General features: G+C 66.3%; 20 protein-coding genes. 12 read left to right on the top strand and 8 right to left on the bottom strand.

The annotated features are described in order from the left end of the window. Positions 1-300: 300 nt before the first annotated feature. A complete protein-coding gene (locus tag VMV28_03130; protein HUZ79597.1) occupies positions 301-648 on the top strand; it encodes a hypothetical protein in 348 nt (115 codons plus the stop codon). After that, a complete protein-coding gene (locus VMV28_03125) occupies positions 649-951 on the top strand; it encodes a hypothetical protein (protein HUZ79596.1) in 303 nt (100 codons plus the stop codon). A gap of 114 nt (positions 952-1,065) precedes the next feature. On the opposite strand, the gene VMV28_03120 is transcribed toward VMV28_03125, so the two are convergent. Further along, positions 1,066-2,124 carry a DMT family transporter gene (locus tag VMV28_03120; protein HUZ79595.1) on the bottom strand — a complete coding sequence of 353 codons (1,059 nt, stop codon included), beginning with the start codon at positions 2,122-2,124 and terminating at the stop codon, positions 1,066-1,068. Positions 2,125-2,183: 59 nt separating this feature from the next. Here VMV28_03120 and pyrB point away from each other — a divergent pair, with 59 nt between their 5' ends. The 6 genes from pyrB to VMV28_03090 all read left to right on the top strand — a co-directional run bounded on the left by pyrB (position 2,184) and on the right by VMV28_03090 (position 6,395). Continuing rightward, entirely contained in the window at positions 2,184-3,116 is a 933-nt protein-coding gene (pyrB, locus tag VMV28_03115) for an aspartate carbamoyltransferase (GenBank protein HUZ79594.1), read from the top strand. Positions 3,117-3,122: 6 nt separating this feature from the next. Continuing rightward, entirely contained in the window at positions 3,123-3,584 is a 462-nt protein-coding gene (gene pyrI, locus VMV28_03110; GenBank protein HUZ79593.1) for an aspartate carbamoyltransferase regulatory subunit, read from the top strand. Positions 3,585-3,601: 17 nt separating this feature from the next. Further along, entirely contained in the window at positions 3,602-4,204 is a 603-nt protein-coding gene (locus VMV28_03105) for a TMEM165/GDT1 family protein (GenBank protein HUZ79592.1), read from the top strand. 68 nt (positions 4,205-4,272) lie between these two features. Further along, on the top strand, positions 4,273-5,340 hold the full coding sequence (locus tag VMV28_03100; GenBank protein HUZ79591.1) for a deoxyhypusine synthase family protein: 1,068 nt from the start codon (positions 4,273-4,275) through the stop codon (positions 5,338-5,340). A gap of 69 nt (positions 5,341-5,409) precedes the next feature. Beyond that, entirely contained in the window at positions 5,410-6,051 is a 642-nt protein-coding gene (locus VMV28_03095) for a sulfite oxidase-like oxidoreductase (GenBank protein ID HUZ79590.1), read from the top strand. 119 nt (positions 6,052-6,170) lie between these two features. Then, entirely contained in the window at positions 6,171-6,395 is a 225-nt protein-coding gene (locus tag VMV28_03090; GenBank protein HUZ79589.1) for a PF20097 family protein, read from the top strand. A gap of 13 nt (positions 6,396-6,408) precedes the next feature. On the opposite strand, the gene VMV28_03085 is transcribed toward VMV28_03090, so the two are convergent. Both VMV28_03085 and VMV28_03080 read right to left on the bottom strand, forming a co-directional pair. Then, positions 6,409-7,815: a metallopeptidase TldD-related protein gene (locus VMV28_03085; protein ID HUZ79588.1), complete on the bottom strand. Its 1,407-nt coding sequence runs from the start codon at positions 7,813-7,815 to the stop codon at positions 6,409-6,411. Further along, positions 7,812-9,206, bottom strand: a complete 1,395-nt coding sequence (locus VMV28_03080; GenBank protein HUZ79587.1) for a TldD/PmbA family protein — start codon at positions 9,204-9,206, stop codon at positions 7,812-7,814. The genes VMV28_03085 and VMV28_03080 overlap by 4 nt, the downstream gene beginning before the upstream one ends. 155 nt (positions 9,207-9,361) lie before the next feature. Between VMV28_03080 and VMV28_03075 the strand changes: the two genes are divergently transcribed. Then, positions 9,362-9,913: a GNAT family N-acetyltransferase gene (locus VMV28_03075; GenBank protein HUZ79586.1), complete on the top strand. Its 552-nt coding sequence runs from the start codon at positions 9,362-9,364 to the stop codon at positions 9,911-9,913. 31 nt (positions 9,914-9,944) lie between these two features. On the opposite strand, the gene VMV28_03070 is transcribed toward VMV28_03075, so the two are convergent. Beyond that, the gene (locus tag VMV28_03070) at positions 9,945-10,496 is read right to left on the bottom strand and encodes an MOSC domain-containing protein (GenBank protein ID HUZ79585.1); all 552 of its coding nucleotides are present in this window, start codon (positions 10,494-10,496) and stop codon (positions 9,945-9,947) included. 80 nt (positions 10,497-10,576) lie between these two features. Here VMV28_03070 and VMV28_03065 point away from each other — a divergent pair, with 80 nt between their 5' ends. Both VMV28_03065 and VMV28_03060 read left to right on the top strand, forming a co-directional pair. Further along, on the top strand, positions 10,577-11,494 hold the full coding sequence (locus tag VMV28_03065) for a carbon-nitrogen hydrolase (GenBank protein HUZ79584.1): 918 nt from the start codon (positions 10,577-10,579) through the stop codon (positions 11,492-11,494). A 3-nt stretch (positions 11,495-11,497) separates the two neighbouring features. Next, entirely contained in the window at positions 11,498-12,595 is a 1,098-nt protein-coding gene (locus VMV28_03060) for an agmatine deiminase family protein (GenBank protein ID HUZ79583.1), read from the top strand. Between the two features lie 15 nt (positions 12,596-12,610). Here the strand turns inward: VMV28_03060 and VMV28_03055 are convergent, their stop codons facing one another. From VMV28_03055 to VMV28_03045, 3 genes are all read right to left on the bottom strand, one after another. Then, positions 12,611-13,747 (bottom strand): hypothetical protein, encoded by a 1,137-nt coding sequence (locus VMV28_03055; GenBank protein HUZ79582.1) that lies wholly within the window; start codon positions 13,745-13,747, stop codon positions 12,611-12,613. Further along, positions 13,747-14,016 (bottom strand): MoaD/ThiS family protein, encoded by a 270-nt coding sequence (locus tag VMV28_03050; protein ID HUZ79581.1) that lies wholly within the window; start codon positions 14,014-14,016, stop codon positions 13,747-13,749. Before VMV28_03050 ends, VMV28_03055 begins: the two co-directional genes overlap by 1 nt. 401 nt (positions 14,017-14,417) lie before the next feature. Then, positions 14,418-14,933 (bottom strand): DUF2085 domain-containing protein, encoded by a 516-nt coding sequence (locus VMV28_03045; GenBank protein HUZ79580.1) that lies wholly within the window; start codon positions 14,931-14,933, stop codon positions 14,418-14,420. Positions 14,934-15,248: 315 nt separating this feature from the next. Here VMV28_03045 and VMV28_03040 point away from each other — a divergent pair, with 315 nt between their 5' ends. After that, a complete protein-coding gene (locus tag VMV28_03040; GenBank protein HUZ79579.1) occupies positions 15,249-15,596 on the top strand; it encodes a cupin domain-containing protein in 348 nt (115 codons plus the stop codon). 133 nt (positions 15,597-15,729) lie between these two features. Here VMV28_03040 and VMV28_03035 read toward each other — a convergent pair whose 3' ends face one another. Continuing rightward, entirely contained in the window at positions 15,730-16,269 is a 540-nt protein-coding gene (locus VMV28_03035; GenBank protein HUZ79578.1) for a hypothetical protein, read from the bottom strand. Positions 16,270-16,587 lie beyond the last annotated feature (318 nt).

The raw sequence follows: 16,587 nt of genomic DNA, 5'->3' as shown, positions 1-16,587 counted from the left end.
AAAACGGAGAGAGCCGGTTCCCCGTCGACACCGCAGGGCTCCTTTCGATCGGATATCGTGTATCCCTCCTCGCGAAACATCGTCCCGGGCCCAAGGCAGAGCACGGGACTCTCCGGCTCCGATTGTGGTCTCTCTGGCAGTCTGCGATGGCCTCTCGAAGTTTCACCGGCGCAGGCCGTGAGAGGTCTCGATTCGAGCGCGAGTGTCACCCGAGCCAGCTGCGGTCATCGGAGAGGGCGTTACTGAATACAGTAACGAATATGTAGTACTCGGAGCATCGAATATCGACGGAGGTCGAAGATGTTCAGCCCCCGAGAGCGGGATTTCCTGGCGATCCTAGCCCGAGACGCAGCGGAGGACCACCTCACGCAACGTCGGCTTATGGAGATTTTCCCGAACCCTGTCTACCGGCGGAAGCTTCTATGGGGGATTCGCAACAAGGCCGCCCGCGCCGCGGCGGACTGGGACCTGTACTCCCGCGCTGCCCGCGCTGATTCGCGGATACTGCCCGGAGCCGCACTCTCCCAAGCTCTGCCCGTGTTCGCCGATCCGCTGGTGACGGTCTTTGGTGGGGTCCGACGCTTCCTGAAGCCGCATCGCTCCCGATCCGTCCCCGGAAACGACGCTCCACGAATGGGGGGCCGGTAGATGGTGGCGATCGCGTCCGTTGCACTCGCCGTTGCGGTCGTCCTGGTCGCACTCTTGGTCTTCTTCTACTATCGGTCGTACCGGCGTAATCGCGGGCTCGGAACGCCGGGCATCGTGTCTCGTGCCCGACTCACCTGCCCCAAGTGCCAAGAGACATTCGATTACGACTTCGTACCCGGCGCTTCCGTAACGGCGTTGCGCTTGGGGGCCTCGCGGTACATGGCCTGTCCATCCTGCCACCGGTGGTCGACGTTCGACTTCAGGACGACCCGCGTTCCATTGACCCCGCGCGACGCTCCCTGAGCGAGGGACGTCCCTGCCCCACCGAGGCTCGGAGCTGGGAGACGGTGTCGGCACGTGCGTTTGAGGGCTCACTGGCGGCCGGCGTTGGCCGTGCCGCGAGCCGTTGGAGCCGCGCTAGGGGCGGGCTCTCCATCGACGTAGCGGGCGGAACAAGGCGCCCTCCTGACTTCGGCCAAACGAGCGCGTGGGGGCGCTCTCGACAAGACCAGCGGGAGCCCCGGCAATGATCGCTCCTGGATCGGTCGTTTCCTCCGTGGCAGTGGGCCCACCACCTCTCGACCTTCTCCGGGCGGTGCCGATCCCGTAGATGCTGATCAGGACGAGGACCACGCCTCCGAGTTCGGGGGCCGTCAGCCGTTCACCGAGGAGTACGGCGGCAGCTACCAGGGCGACCAGCGGCGTGAGGAAGCTGTACGCCGCGAGGGTCGCTGCGGGGACTTGATCGAGCAGGTAGTACCACACCATGTAGGAGAAGGCGGTCCCGAAGACTCCTATCCAGAGAACGGCTATCCACAACTGGGGAGCGCCGGGGGGGATGGTTCCCGGTTCGACCAGGACCGTCGTGAGGAGAAGGAGGAGCGCACCGCCGCCGAGCTGGTAGGCGTTGGCCTCTTGGACGACCTGCGCCCCTTGGAAGCGTCGCTGGTAGAGCACGGTGCCGATCGCCCAGCTCACAGCGGCTCCGAGCAGTTCAAGAAGTGCCCCGGGAGGGATCGAGCCCGCTCCGAGGGTCCAGGGCTGGCTGATCGCGACGATCCCTAGAAACCCGACCGTGATCGCGATCCAGTGCCGTTGGCTCAGATGATGACCGAGCACCCAGGGCGAGAAGAGGGCTACCCAGAGCGGGAAGGTGTAGATCAGGATCGCCGTCTCCCCGGCAGCGACCTGCGGAGCGGCCACGAACCACAGGCCCAGGAAGAGCGCCGTGTTCGGGACCCCGAGGAGCAGCGCGTCCCGGCGATCTCGATTCGTGAGGACGCTCCGTCGGTGCCGGACGTAGACGTAGGGCGCGACGAAGACGATGGCGATCCCCGCCCGAAGGGTCGCGAGCCAGAGCGGGCTCGTGTACTCGAGACCGATCGGGACGAAGATGTAGTTCATTCCCCAGGCGAAGGCAACGAGGCCGAAGAGGACCACATTGCGGGGCTGGCGCATCCCCACCGGGTTCGACATTCCCGGCGAAAACCGAGGCTCGGCAACGTTTAAGGAGTGACCCATGCTCCGAGAATGGGATGGCGCTGAAGGGCCGCGACCTCGTCTCCATCCGCGATCTCTCCCCCCGGGAGATCACCGATCTGCTCAGTGCGTCGCGCAAGATGATCCCGATCGCGGAAGGGAAGAAGGCGAGCAACGCGCTTGCCGGAAAGATCGTCGCGATGGCGTTCTTCGAGCCCTCGACCCGCACGCGCCTATCCTTCGAGGCGGCGGTCCAGCGCCTTGGGGGCCGCTGCATCACCATCGCGGACTCGGGGATCTCTTCGATGAAGAAGGGCGAGAGCCTGTACGACACCGTCCGGATGCTGAGTTCCTACTCCGATGCCATCGTGATCCGCCATCCGAACGAAGGGGCGGCCCGCCTCGCTGCGGACGCGTCCGACAAACCGGTGATCAACGCTGGGGATGGGGCTGGCCAGCATCCGACGCAGGCCCTCCTCGATCTCGCCACGATGCGGGAGGCGTTCGGGACCCTCGCCGGGCTGAAGGTCGTGCTTCTTGGTGACCTCAAGTACGGGCGGACGGTCCATTCGCTCGCCTATGCGCTCGGGATCCTCGGCTCCGAGCTGGTCCTCGCCTCACCCCCCGCCCTGAGGCTGCCCGACGAGTCCCGTGCCGAGCTCAATCAGCTCGGTGTCAAGATCACCGAGGAGCCCGATATCGAGCGAGCGGTTCGCGACGCCGACGTCCTCTACGTCACCCGAATCCAGAAGGAGCGATTTCCCGACGAAGGAGAGTACCGCAAGGTCGCGGGCTCCTATCGGATCGACGCGAGGGTGCTGGCGAGCGCCAAACCCCGCTTGATCGTGATGCATCCGCTTCCGCGCGCGGGCGAGATCGATCCCGAGGTCGATCGAACCCCGCACGCAGCCTACTTCCGCGAGGCGTTCCTCGCGGTGCCGGTCCGCATGGCGCTCTTGAGCGGGGTCCTCGGCGGCAGGGCCGGGTAGGCAGCGATGGTGCGCGAACTCAAGATCACCCCGATCAAGAACGGGACCGTCATCGACCACATCGGCAACGGGCTCGCCCTCGAGGTCCTTCGGATCATCGGCATCAAGGAGCTCGACAAGGACTCGACCGTCAGCATCGCACTCCACGTCCGATCCGGGAAGATCGGCTGGAAGGACATGGTCAAGGTCGAGAACATGGAGCTCTCCCCGCGCAAGGTCAACGCGATCGCCCTCCTCGCCCCGACCGCCACGATCTCGATCATCCGGGACTATCGCGTGCAGGAGAAGCGGAGCGTCGACCTTCCCGAGCGCATCTTCGGGATCGTCAAGTGCCCGAACCCGAGTTGCATCTCGAACCAATCCGAGCCCGTCGAGAGCCAGTTCCACGTCATCCGCCGGCGGCCGGTCGTGCTCTCCTGCGCGTACTGCGAACGGCAGGTCGACGAGTTCCTGAAGCACCTCGCCTGAAGTCTACGGTCTCGCTCGTGGACGCCGGTGTGTTCTACGGATTCGCCGTCGTTTTCGCCGTGATCGGCGGCCTCGAGCTCGTCGACCGCACGAGCTTTTCCATCATGGCCATCGCGGCCAAGCAGTCGCCCTTCCTGACGTGGATCGGAGGGGCCCTTGCGTTCCTCGTTTCGACGACGATCGCCGTGTCGATCGGTGCGGCCTTCGTCGCGATCCTCGGACCGAGTCGGCTCGGTCTGTTGCGCGCGGGCGGTGGCGCGTTCCTGATTGGCTATGCGATCTGGCTGTTCTTCCACGAGGAGGATCCCGAAGTGCCGCCCGCGCGGGGCCACTCCGCCGTCGCCGTCGCGTTCGTTGCGACTCTGCTTCTGGAGCTGGGGGACACCACGATGATCTTCCAGACCGTCTTCGTAGCGACATATGGAGTTCTCGTGGTCTTCGTCGCCGGAGCGCTGGCCCTGATCACGGTGGCGGCGTTTGCCTCGTTCGTGGGAGGGCGGCTCGGCGCGCGCGTGGAGCCGAAGCTCCTGAAGCGGATCGTCGTGGCGGTGCTCCTCATCGTGGGGTCTCTGACCATCGTCTACGGGCTCTATCCGGCGGCGTTCGCCGGCTTCGGTTAGCGTCGAGCCGGGGCCCGTAAACCTCGCGAGACGGGAGCGTTTATCAACCGGTCCGATGTGGCACGCACGTGGCACGATCCCTCTCGGCCCGACGCCGTGGTTTGCTCACGAAGAAGGTCGTACCGGTGGACGTGACCCGCCTGCGCGGGCTGGGGAATCTGCTCTCGCAATTCCAGACGACCTCGATCCAGGCGCGTAACCTCGGACGGTGCATGGAGGTCTGGGAGAACGCGCTCACCGACCCCAAGCGCCCGACCATCCTGCTCGGGGTCTCCGGCCCTCTGATCGCCGCCGGACTGCGAAAGGTACTGAGGGACATGATCGACTGGGGCCTCGTGGACGTTGTCGCGACCACGGGCGCGGTGATGTACCAGGACATCTACCAGACGATCGGCGGCCACCATTGGATGGGCACTCCGACCGCGGACGACGTCCTCCTGCGCGATGCCTACCTCGATCGGATTTACGACACCTACGTCGACGAGATCAAGTTCGAGGACACCGACCGGGCCATCGGCAAGGTCACCGAACAGTTCCCCCGGCGGCCCGCATCCTCGCGCGAGTACCTCGGGTTCCTCGGGTCGAAGTTCCAAGACCCGGACTCGATCCTCGCGACCGCCGCCCGACGCGGCGTCCCGGTCTTCTCCCCGGCGCTGATCGATAGCTCGATCGGGATCGGCCTGACGCTGTACTATCAGGCGAACCGGAAGCGGGCGGACCGGTTCATTCTAGACGCGATCCGGGACAACTACGAGCTCGTCCAAATCCTGAACGCCTCCGAGCGGACCGCGGTCTTCTACATCGGCGGCGGAACGCCGAAGAACTGGATCAACGACGGGATCGTGATGGCCAACTACGCCTTTGGCCGCGAGGGCGAAGGGCACTACTACGCGCTCCAGATCACAACCGATGCCCCGCACTGGGGAGGGCTCTCGGGGAGCACGCTGGACGAGGCTCAGTCCTGGGGGAAGATCTCCCGGCACGCGACCCGGGCCATGGCGCACGTCGATGCATCGATCGGGCTACCGCTGCTGGTCGGAGCCCTATGGGACCGGCGCAAGGTCTGGCAGCCGCGGACGCGGCTGGCCTTCGATTGGACGGGCGACCAGGTCAAGATACGAAGGACACGGCGCTGATCCGGCGCGAGAGCTTCGCGCGTCGAATCCCCTGAGGGCTTATCCGAGCGGCGAAGGTATTCTCCTTCGATGGTCGCCGACCCCCTTCCCCCGGGCCAGATCCACACCCGCGGCTGGCCCGTGCTCCACGCGGGCTCCGTTCCGCGGGACCTCGCACCTCCGAACTGGACCCTCCGGGTCCACGGAGAGGTCGAGCACCCCGCGACGATCGGCTTCGCGGATCTCCTACGCCTCCCCCAGAAGGAGCAGGTCTGCGACATTCACTGCGTGACCAGCTGGTCGAAGGTCGGGATGCGTTGGAGCGGGGTGCCGTTCCAGGCGCTGGTCGAGCGGGTGCGACCCACCGCTGCGGCGCGGTACGTGATCATGGAGTGCGAGCAGAGGTTCACTACCTCGTTGCCGCTCGCGGCTCTTCTGGACGACGACGTGCTCCTCGCGCACTCGGCCGATGGGGCGCCGTTATCCTCCGAGCACGGAGGGCCGGTCCGCATGCTCGTTCCGAAGCGGTACTTCTACAAGTCGGCCAAGTGGCTCCGAGGTCTCCGGTTCGTGACGGAGGACGAGCCCGGGTTCTGGGAGGTTCGGGGCTACTCGAATATCGCGGACCCCTGGCGAGAGACGCGATACGACGTCGACGACAAGCGGCTGATCTACAAGATGCGCAAAGACGCGCTGTTCAAGCCGGTGGCGCCGACGTCTTCGGACCCGTAGGACGGCTCGGCGCTCCTGCCACGTCCGAACCCGCGCCCACCCCTCGATTCCGGCGATTTCGGGGGTCCGCCCCCCAGCGAAAGATATTAGGGGACGTGGAGCCGCCCAGTACGTAGACCATGGCAGACGCAACATGCGCGGCGTGCGGGGGTCCCCTCGAGGCGGGCTTCGTCACGGCAACGAACGGCTCCGGCCTCTACTGGTCGCACGAGGCCTCCGATCGCCGGCTGCGGCCGAGTGGGCTCGAGGTGCTGGTGCCTACCGGGTTCTCCGGGATGTACTCCGCGAATCTCCCTGGGCTGCGATGCACGAAATGCAAGACCATCCTTCTTCAGCTGAAGTAAAGCGTGCAGCGTTCTAGGTGGTGCCGGCCACGGTGAGGCCGTTCACCGCGATCGTCGGAGCGCGGAGCGAATCCGAGAGCGTCGCGGTCGAACCCAGCGTGACTACGCTGTTCAGCAGGGATGGGGTTCCGGGCGCCGCCAGGACGAGCCCTCCCACGGTGCCGCCTCGGATTGGCTCGGCGAGGCGACCGTTTCGGATGCGATAACCGATCCGGATCTCTCCGCCAAACGCCCCCGAAGTCGGATCGGGGAACGCCCAGCCGAACTGCTCGACCCAGATCCCCTCCCGCACCGCCTCGATCACCTCGGCGTCGGTCCCGCCTGTTCCAACGTGGAGGGCGAGCGTGGCGGGCCCGGGTGCCGGGCGGCTCGTGAACCGGGAACCGGCTCGGCGACCGAAATCTCCGAGGCGCTGAGCCCCCGCCGTGGAGGTTCGGTCGAAGGCGCCGGCGTGCAAGGCATCGTAGATCAACCCACCGGTCTTCCCGTGATCGAGGAGCGCGAAGCGGCCCGTTCGCGTTCCCTCATCGTCGACCGGAGCGGATTCGCCTCCCCACGGCATACGACCATCGTTGTCGATGGAAACGAGCTCGGTGCCGTACATCGTGCCCGGCTCCGGAGCCATCTGACGGAGCTGCGCGGCCCCCGACAAGCGGAAGCCCACGACGGGCGGAACGATCTCGGAGAGGACGTACGCCGGGAGAACGACCGGAATCTGCCCGGCGGGCGGCGCTTCCGCCACGCGAACGTCCTTCGCGCGTTGGCACCAGTTGTCCGCGTCCGCGATGAGCTCGCGCGGGTCGAGGCGTCGCTGGAAGCGGGTGACCCAGTACTCCCCGGGAGGCCGACCCTCAGGTCCACCCGATGCCTTCACGGCCAGCTCGAAGTCGACGCTCGTATGGCGGAAGGAAGTGGCTAGACCCGAGGAGTTGGCGATCGTGGTTTCGCCCACGGTCGCACGGACCGAGCCGAAGCTCGGCTGGACACCTGTGCGGCCCTCGAATCGAGCGAAGAGCTCGCGCACGTAGGCGTCCACGCCTTCGCGGGGCCGATCGGCGAGCGACGCATCGGAGATCTCTACGTCGGACAGTGCGCGGGGAGCGCTCCCGGGCAGAACGACCGCGCGCGCGGGGAACCGGGCATGTCGCGCCGTCGCCTCCGCATCGGCGAGAGCGGTCGAGATCCCCGAACTCGAGGCATCGGCGCTCGCCTGATAGCCCACCCCCATTTGGTCCTCCGCCTTCCGCAGAACTCGGATCCCGTATCCGTCGATGGTGATGGGTCCCCGGACCGTCTCGATGTGGGTCCCGTCGAAATGGATCTCGTACCGAGCGAGATGCTCGGCGTACACGTCCCACGGCCCGTCGATCTTGAGCTGGTCGGCGACGCGGAAGGCGAGGTCGGACCCTGCCCGCGTCATGCCGGCCCCACCGCCGCGCTGGTTAGCATGTAGGAACCGCCCGTTCCGGCGGTCAGCATGTCCGAATGGCCCTTTCCACAGAAGCCCGGGTCGATCTCGAACGCGTCGGCACGACCGACCCCGCGGACCGAGCGCAGGACATCGAGCACGCGGCCGGAGAGCGCCATCGAGGAGACGAGCGTCGTGAGCTCGCCGTGCTCGATGCGGTGCCCCCGAAGAACCTTGATCTGCATCTGTCCGCCGAGGGGGTCCTCGATGCCGGAGGTGCATCGCTCGAGCAGTACCCCGTCCTTGGCCTCCTTCACGAGCTCTTCGAGCCCCCAGTCCCCGGGCTCGACGTACGTGTTGGTCATCCGGACGAACTCTCGGCTGAGGAAGTCCGCGCGGCGGGCATTCCCCGTCGGAGACCCTCCAAGCAGCGCGGCCGACACGCGGTCGTGGAGGACGCCGGTGAACCGGCCGTGGTCGACCAGGAGATTCTTCTGGCTCCGGCGTCCCTCGTCGTCGAAGTAGATCCCGCCCCAGCCTCCGGGGTAGGCGCCGTCGTCGGCGATCGTCAGGAACTCCGGCCCGACCATCGAGCCGAGGATCGGCCGAAGGTACGATCGCTCCCGCACGAACTGGTCGGCCTCGGTCCCGTGCCCGAATGACTCGTGCGCGAATGTCCCGGTCGTGCTCGGGTCCATGAGGACGGTGATCGGTCCCGTGGGAGGGGATTCGGCGCTTAGCATCGCGCGCGCGCTCCTCGCCACGTCGTGCACCCGTTCCTCGGTGATGTAGTCCAGGACCTCGCGCCCGCCGATGGCTCCCCGGACGAGCGCATCGTACTGAACCCGACCTCCTTCGATCGCGATCGGGACGACGCTGGCGAACACCCTGGAGACGCGCTGGTGCCGGCGCGCCGCCGAGGTGTTCAGGTACAACCGTTCGTCCGAGAAGAATCCCATCGATACGGTGGTGTTGGGGACGCCGGGCACGGTCGTCGCCCACGCGTACCAATCTCGCGCGAAGTTGATCCGGTCCTCGATGGAGAGGTCCTCCATCGGTCTCGGAGGAGCGGTGGTGTAGGACGCCTCTCCGCCGGTTGGCTCTCCGGGAGGAGGCCGAGCTCCGGCGCCTTCCGGAAGCAATCCGATCAACGCTTCGGCCGCGCGATCGATGGGCTCGGCCAAGAGTCCGGTGGATGCTACCTCGGCCCAGTGATCGCCCGTCCATGCGCGGAACGCGGCTCCCTCAAGGCGAGGGAAGACGCGGGGCGAGACGGACGTGCGGTCGAGCCGAACGGAATCCCCGAGCGAGCGTTCCGCGACGATCTCCGCGAACGGAGTGTGCCTCTCGATACGTCGCAGGGCGCCCCGGAGACGATCCTCGGAGTCGAGAAGCTCGGACACGGCCGACCTAGCGCAGGACGGCTCAAGTACGTTGCTCTACCAAGTTCGCTCACGGCATGCCCGGCGCTCTGCACGATGGCCGGAGCACCGCTGGGGAGGGTGAGTGCCGAGAACGGGCTGGTAAGTCTAATCTCCTCGATCTCGGTCGGAGCATCGTGCCGACGAGGGGGTACCGGTTGAGAGCAGCGCGGGCATCGGATGTCGAAACCCTCCTCGATCATCGCCACCGGATGTTCTCGGCGATCGGCGGTCGAACCGAGGAACAGATCGCGACCCACGACCGCCGGTATCGACGCTGGCTCCTCGTCCGATTGAGGCGCGGAGAGCTGGTCGGGCAGATCGCGGAAACCCGTCGCGGCGAGGCGGCCGCGAGCGGCTGCATCTGGTACCGGCCGGAGCAGCCCCGCCCGGAGAGCTCCGAGCGTGACGTGGCACCCTACATCCTGTCGATGTTCACGGCGCCGGTGCACCGCGGTCACGGACTGGCGAGCCGGATCGCTCGGGCCCTGATCGCGGACGCCAAGCGACGGGGCTATGGGCAAGTGATCCTCCACGCGTCGCCCCAGGGACGATCCGTCTACGCCCGGTTGGGATTCGAACGCCGCTGGGAGATGCGGTACTGGATCGATCCGGCCGCCCGCGTAGCGTGGAAGCGCCAACGCCCGGCGCAGAAGGGGACGCGCGCCCGAAGAGCCGTCCGTCGTTGACGGCGAGAGCGAGCGGGCCGATGCGGCCGGGTCAGTCCAGAACGATGGGATCTCGGAGATGGACGCGACCCGGTGTGAGGACGCGGGCGTACCAACCACGGCGGTTGAGCAGGGTCTTCATGAACTCTAGCCCGCGGTGTTCGCCGACGTACGGGAGCAGGTAGAGGTTCGAGCACGGGTCGCACGGGCGGGTGATCACGGCCCGCACCGCACCGATCGCCACCCGGGAACCGGGTTGCAGGAGGGCGTACGGGACCTGGCGAGAGCTAACATTCTCTCCGAGATCGCCCGGACGGACCGGCCAGCCTTCCGACCGGAGTTGTGCGAGAATCTCCTCGGGAATCATCAAGAGTGCACTGTCGGGATCGTCGTGGAGATTCTCGTGCCGGTACCGGTTGAAATCCCCGACGACCCCGGTCGCGTCGACCTCGATCTCCTCGACGGCACGTTTGGGCAGGCCCCGTTCCTCCCCGATCTCGCCCTTGCGGAAGAGACCCGTCACCACTCCGCGAGCCGGACCGTCGCCCATCGTCGGTTGTGGGGTAGGCGTGTAGGGCTTTACCAACTCGGTCGAGCGCGCCATCGCGCCCGAGCCGGCGAGACAATCTAAATGAGGTCACGATGGGTCCGTCGCTCGGCTCTGCGAAGCCGGGAAGGCTACCGATGGCGGCTCACGCGGCAAAGAAGCTCCGGATCGCCCTCGTCCAGATGTCCTGCTCGCCCGATCCGTCCGCGAACGTGGAGAAGGCGATTGCCCGGATCCGGGAGGCGGCGAAGCACGGCGCCCAGATCGTCTCGCTATCGGAGCTGTTCTTCGCGCAGTACTTCTGCCAGAGGGAGGACCACGCGATGTTCGATCTCGCCGAGCCGATCCCTGGCCCGACCACGGAGCGCCTCGCCGCGGTCGCTCGCGAGGAGAAGATCGCGCTGGTGGCGCCTCTCTTCGAACGTCGCGCCTCGGGCATCTACCACAACACAGCCGCGGTTCTGGAACGAGATGGCTCCCTCGCGGGAACCTATCGCAAAATGCACATCCCGGACGACCCGCTCTACTACGAGAAATTCTACTTCACCCCCGGCGACCTTGGGTTCCGAACGTTCCGGCTCCACGCCGCTCCGATTGGGGTGCTCATCTGTTGGGATCAGTGGTATCCGGAGGCGGCCCGCATCACGGCGTTGCTCGGAGCCGAGGTCCTGTTCTATCCCACCGCGATCGGCTGGCACCCGGGAGAGAAAGAGGAGTTCGGGGCGGCCCAGCACGACGCATGGCAGACGATCCAGAGGGGCCATGCCATCGCGAACGGGGTCTATGTTGCCGTGGCGAACCGGGTGGGCCCGGAGCACGGAGACGTACGCGGCGACCGGGTCGACGGTCCCGGGATTGAGTTCTGGGGGGGCTCCTTCGTTGCCGACCCGTTCGGGCGAGTGATCGCGCGAGCCTCCCACGACCGGCAGGAGATTCTCTACGCGGACCTGGACCTCGGTCTGGTGGAGAAGACCCGGCAGCATTGGCCGTTCCTGCGCGATCGCCGGATCGATGCCTACGGGCCGATCTCCCGGCGCTTCCTCGACGGTCCGTGAGCCATGTCCGACGACGCGGCCGTCCTCGCCGGCACGCCTCGGGCGGCGAGGTATCGGATGCCCGCGGAATGGGCCCCGCACCGGGCCACGTGGATTGCCTGGCCCCACAACCCGGACGACTGGCCCGGCAAGTTCTCTCCCATCCCCTGGGTCTATGCCGAGATCGTCCGCCACTTGGCCGAGGTCGAGGACGTCGAGATCGTCGTGGACGACGCCGCCATGGAGCGCACCGCGCGGCGCGCTCTCCGACACGCGGGCGCCTCCACGGCCCGGGTGTACTTCCACCGCTGGCCCACGAACCGCGTGTGGACGCGGGACTCCGGTCCGATCTTCGTGCAGCGCATCGACCCGAGCCTTCCGGGCCCCCGACTCGGATTGATTAATTGGAAGTTCAACGCGTGGGCCAAGTACAACGATTGGCAGCTCGACGACCAGTTGCCGGCCCACATCGCCCAGGACCTCAAGATCCCGGAATGGATGCCGATGCACGGCGACCGACGGATCGTGTTGGAAGGAGGCAGCATCGATGTCAACGGGTCGGGCACGCTGATGACGACGGAGGAATGCCTCCTGAGCGATGTCCAGGCCCGGAACCCCGGCGTCGCTCGGGAGGATCTCGAGGCGGTCCTGGGCGAGTACCTGGGCATCGAGCGGGTGCTCTGGCTCGGCCGCGGGATCGTCGGTGACGACACCCACGGGCACGTCGACGACGTCGCTCGATTCGTCGAAGAGTCCACGATCGTGGCGGCCGTGGAGCCCCGCTCGCGCGATCCGAACCACGCGGCGCTCGCGGAGAACCTCGAGCGACTGCATGCGGCGCGTACCTCGAACGGCGGTCCGTACCGCATCGTCGAACTGCCCATGCCGGCGCCGGTTTCCTTCCACGGCCAGCGCCTGCCCGCCAGTTATGCGAACTTCTACATCGCGAACCAGCTCGTTCTGGTGCCCACGTTCAACGACCGGAACGATCGGCGCGCCCTCGAGATCCTCGAGGGGGTCCTCCCCGGCCGCGAGGTCGTAGGGATTCACTGTCGAGATTTCATCTGGGGGCTGGGCACGATCCACTGCATGACCCAGCAGCAGCCCGCGCCTCCAACGTAAGGTCGCCCGTCCGGCCTACCCACCAGGTACGCTGACCGAAACTGAATGGATCTTGGGGAACTGGAACGGAATGGCCGACCAGCTGCGGCCCGCATCCGGAGTGTAGATCACCTGGCCCCCGGTCGAGCCATAGTAGATCCCTGCCGGATCGAGCCGGTCGATCGCGAGACCTTCGCGGTGGTTCCCGAACTCTCCGATGAAGGGAGAGGACCGGACCATCGGCCGGAAGTTGCGCTTCTTCCGGTTGAACCAGTAGAGCTGGAAGCGTTGACCGGGCATGGTCCGAGTGACTTCGGGCGGGCTCAGCGGCGCGAAGACGGCTCCTCCGGGAAGTGAAGGGGAGGTCGCGACCACGAACCCGAAGTCGGTGGAGAGCGGCCTGCCGACGCGCGTCCAGTGCTCCATCGAGTCCTCGCTCAGATAGATTCCGTTGTGGTCCTGCCGATAGGCCACCGTGGAATCTGACGGGTCGAGGGCGACGTGGTGGACGCACTGGCCGACCTCGGGACGCGTTTCGGGAAGGAAGTTGACCACGACCCCGCGATTCACGGGTTTCCAGGTCTCACCGGAGTCGTCCGTGCGGAACGTCCCTGCCGCGGACAGGCCCACGTACATGCGCGACGGTCGCTCGGGGTCCAGCAGGATGGTGTGTAAGCAGGGGCCGCCTCCTCCGGGGGCCCACCTCGGGCGGGTGGGATGCTGGGCGATCCCTTGGTTCTCCTCCCATGAGGCGCCGCAATCGTCGCTTCGGTAGAGCCGATGGGGGTCCGCACCGAGGAACAGCGTCTTCGGCTCGTCCTCGCGTCCCGGCTCCAGGTGCCACAGGGCACGGATCGCCTCAGGGGGGAACTTGCCGAACTCCTTCGGGGCCTTGCGTTTGCCAGGGGGCGGGAAGCCTGGAGTCGCAACCTCCGACCACTTCGCCCCGTAATCTCGGGACCGAAAGATGCCGGGGCCCCAGAATCCACTGTTGGCCAGCGCGTACACATCACCGGGGGTACGTGGATCGGGGGCGATGTGGAAGACGGCCGAGCCGGGCTGGAACGGTCCGGTGACGTTCCACTTCCGCCTCCGGAGATCGGTCGTCGCGACGTACGTTCCCTTCTCGGTCCCAAGATAGAGCCGGACACGGGAGGAAGGCGAGGGCGCCATCATCCCCCCTGAATCGAATGGAGGATATCCACCTTATCCCCGGCCCGGAGCCGGGTGGTCAGGCCCGGGACGAGCGACACGTCCTCCCCGTTGACAAATATCCGGACGAACCGCCGGAGCATCCCTGCCTCGTCCCGAAGACGGTAGCGGAGGCGAGGGTAGGTCTCTTCGATCCGATCGATGAGGCCGGACACATCATCCGCATCGACCTGGACCGAGCGCGCGGAGACGAACTGCCGTAGCATTCCATCGAGGCGGACCGTAGGCATTGGGGTCGCTCCTGTGACGGAGCAAGAACTCTCCTATATGGTCGACGAGAGCCCGCGGGCGTCGGACCCGCCTTGGCCCATCTCGGTCACGGGCCCATCCGGGCACGGCGCCGAAGCTAGAGCGGTAAGAGCCTTCGAGGTCACTCCGACGAGCGCCCTTGGACCGAGCCTCGACCATGTAGGTCAGCAGGCTGGACGGCGTCACCGGCTCGAGCTCCGTCGGCATCGACGAGCTGGGGTAGATCGCACCCCTCGCTCCGAGCTGAAGACGTATGGATGAAGCCTACCGGCTCCTGAGCCCTCGAGCCCGGGTGACCCTCGCGTGGGACCGGAAGCCGCTGCAAGGGCTCCTGGAGGAACGCCGTCGCCCGCTTCCCCAAGGGCCCGCTACATCGCAGCTCTCAGGGAGTCGTTTCGATCTCGAGACCGGGAAAGTGCTCCTCGATGATCTGCGCCCACGCGCCCGATCTCCGGATCGCGAGAAGGATTCCGAGGATGTATCCGGTCAGGACGAGACCCGCGGCCGCAACGAGCGCCCACTGCTGGAGAACGATGAGCGCGATCCCGTCGGCCATGGTCGCTCCCGCGAGGAGGCCGGTGAGCACGCGGATCGTGTTCGTGGACTCCCTCCGATCCACGGCCTGCGTGACCCAGTCGATCGCGCCGGGCAGAGGAGCGAAGGCGAAGAGGAACTGGACATGGGGAGTAAAGAATCCCGTGTATCGGGGGAGCGCGACGATCACGAAGGCGATGTACGCGAGGGCTCCGACGACCTCTCCGGTGCAGCGCGCACAAATGTGGTAGCGACGCGTTCCCCACGGTACGGCGAAGGTCCTGGAGTACCGGGCTGGGAAGTGGTGAGCGATCAGGTACTCCCACCGGGGCGCGTCGCCATTCGCACCTCCGCTCTCGGACATCGGCTGGTTTAAGTCCCGACGCGGGTAAAACCTCCTCGTGTCGAGCGGTTCGGCCCAGAGACCACCTACGGGTCGTGACAAGCTACGAGCGAACCCCGTCGTTCGACTAGGATTGCTCCTGCTGCTCCCTTGCTTTTCGGCTCCCTTGATGAACCGCCCCGCGAAGAATCCACCCCGACGTCGTGAACCGCAGGTGCCCGGAAGCGAACCCAGGAACGATCCCCCGACCGAAGTCGGCTACGCTCACGAAGAACCGGACGGCCCGCCGATGGCGCCCCCATCTCCTTGATGAGGCCGCGGCCTTATCCGGCCATCATGGGACGCAGCCCGGTACCGTCGCATGGCCGATTCACCCCAGAAGTGGCGATGCGTCTCCTGGCTCGATCCAAGGACGCCCAGTTCGTAGTTGTGCTCGAGCACGGCTCGGCCTCGGTGGAGATCTACAAACCCCACAAGATCGACCCACAGGTCCCGCACGACCAGGACGAGATTTACGTTATCCTCTCCGGCTCCGGTTTCTTCGTGCACGACGGCGTCCGACAGCCGTTCGAGGCCGGCGAGCTCCTCTTCGTCGCGGCCGGAGTGCCGCACCGGTTCGAGGACTTCACCGAGGACTTCGCCACGTGGGCAATCTTCTACGGCCCGGAAGGCGGAGAGAAGTAGCGAAGGTACGCGCTGCGCGGGCGGGTCTTCCTCGAACACGTGCGGGAGGATCTAGTGGACCGTCGCCTCCATCTGATCCGATACCGCCGAGTACGAGAGCTACGCAGACGTCCGCGAATCCGCCGGCGTTACGCTACTCGATCTCGAGGTTCGCCTCGCGGGCGAGGTACAGGCGGTTCTCGCCTTCCGGGTCGATCGCTTCCACATGCAGCGTACCGAGCTCCCTCTTGTCGAGGATTGCGATGCGCTTGTCCAGCCACTCGAGCTTGTGGAAGAGAAGAGGGTCGTGGGTTGCGTCGCGCAGCTGTTGAATGCGGTCGACCGGGGAGCGCATCGCATGGTAATAGCTCGAGATCCAGCCACCGAACGCCTCCCAGACCATCTCCTCGTCGAGAATCTTGCGGGCGGTCTGGGCCCCGATGAGTTCGAAGAACGTGAGGACTTCCAAGCTCGTGATGTCGCCGAGGGCGTTGTCGAGCAAGCGTTCGCTGGTCTGCCGTCGCGCTCTCCGCATCCGGGGCGAATCGAATCGCTCCCGGAGATTGATCACGGCGTTGGCCGAATTGAGCTTGCCCGCCTGACGGGTCTGCCAGTACAGGGCCGCTAAGGTTCCGACCGCGAGGACCCAGGTGGCAATCGTTGTCCAGAGGGCGATGCTCTCGAAGTCAACCATAGACTCTGCTCCCGGCGGAGGATGCCTCGTTCTCCAGCATGCAGGAGCCGACCGATGGACTTCCGCTCGATAGAGATTGCGATGCTGCCAACGTCTCACCAAAGTGGATCGAGTGTCCATCCGGTGCCCCGTACCCCTGTAGATTTGTACAACCACGTGGGTTGGACCTGCCCGGGTGGCGGAGGGGGGTTTGGGGGGAGACCGAAGTCCCAAGAGGACGAACGACATCCGACCGACTGGGGGTGGGTGGATGACGACCCACAAGACCTGGTCGACGGAGGAGAAGCTTCAGATCGTGCTCGAAAGCCTCCATCCTCG

The sequence above is a fragment of the Thermoplasmata archaeon genome (assembly GCA_035532555.1).
Classification (GTDB): Archaea; Thermoplasmatota; Thermoplasmata; order Lutacidiplasmatales; family UBA184; genus Lutacidiplasma.
This window is presented reverse-complemented; position numbering and strand designations above follow the sequence as displayed.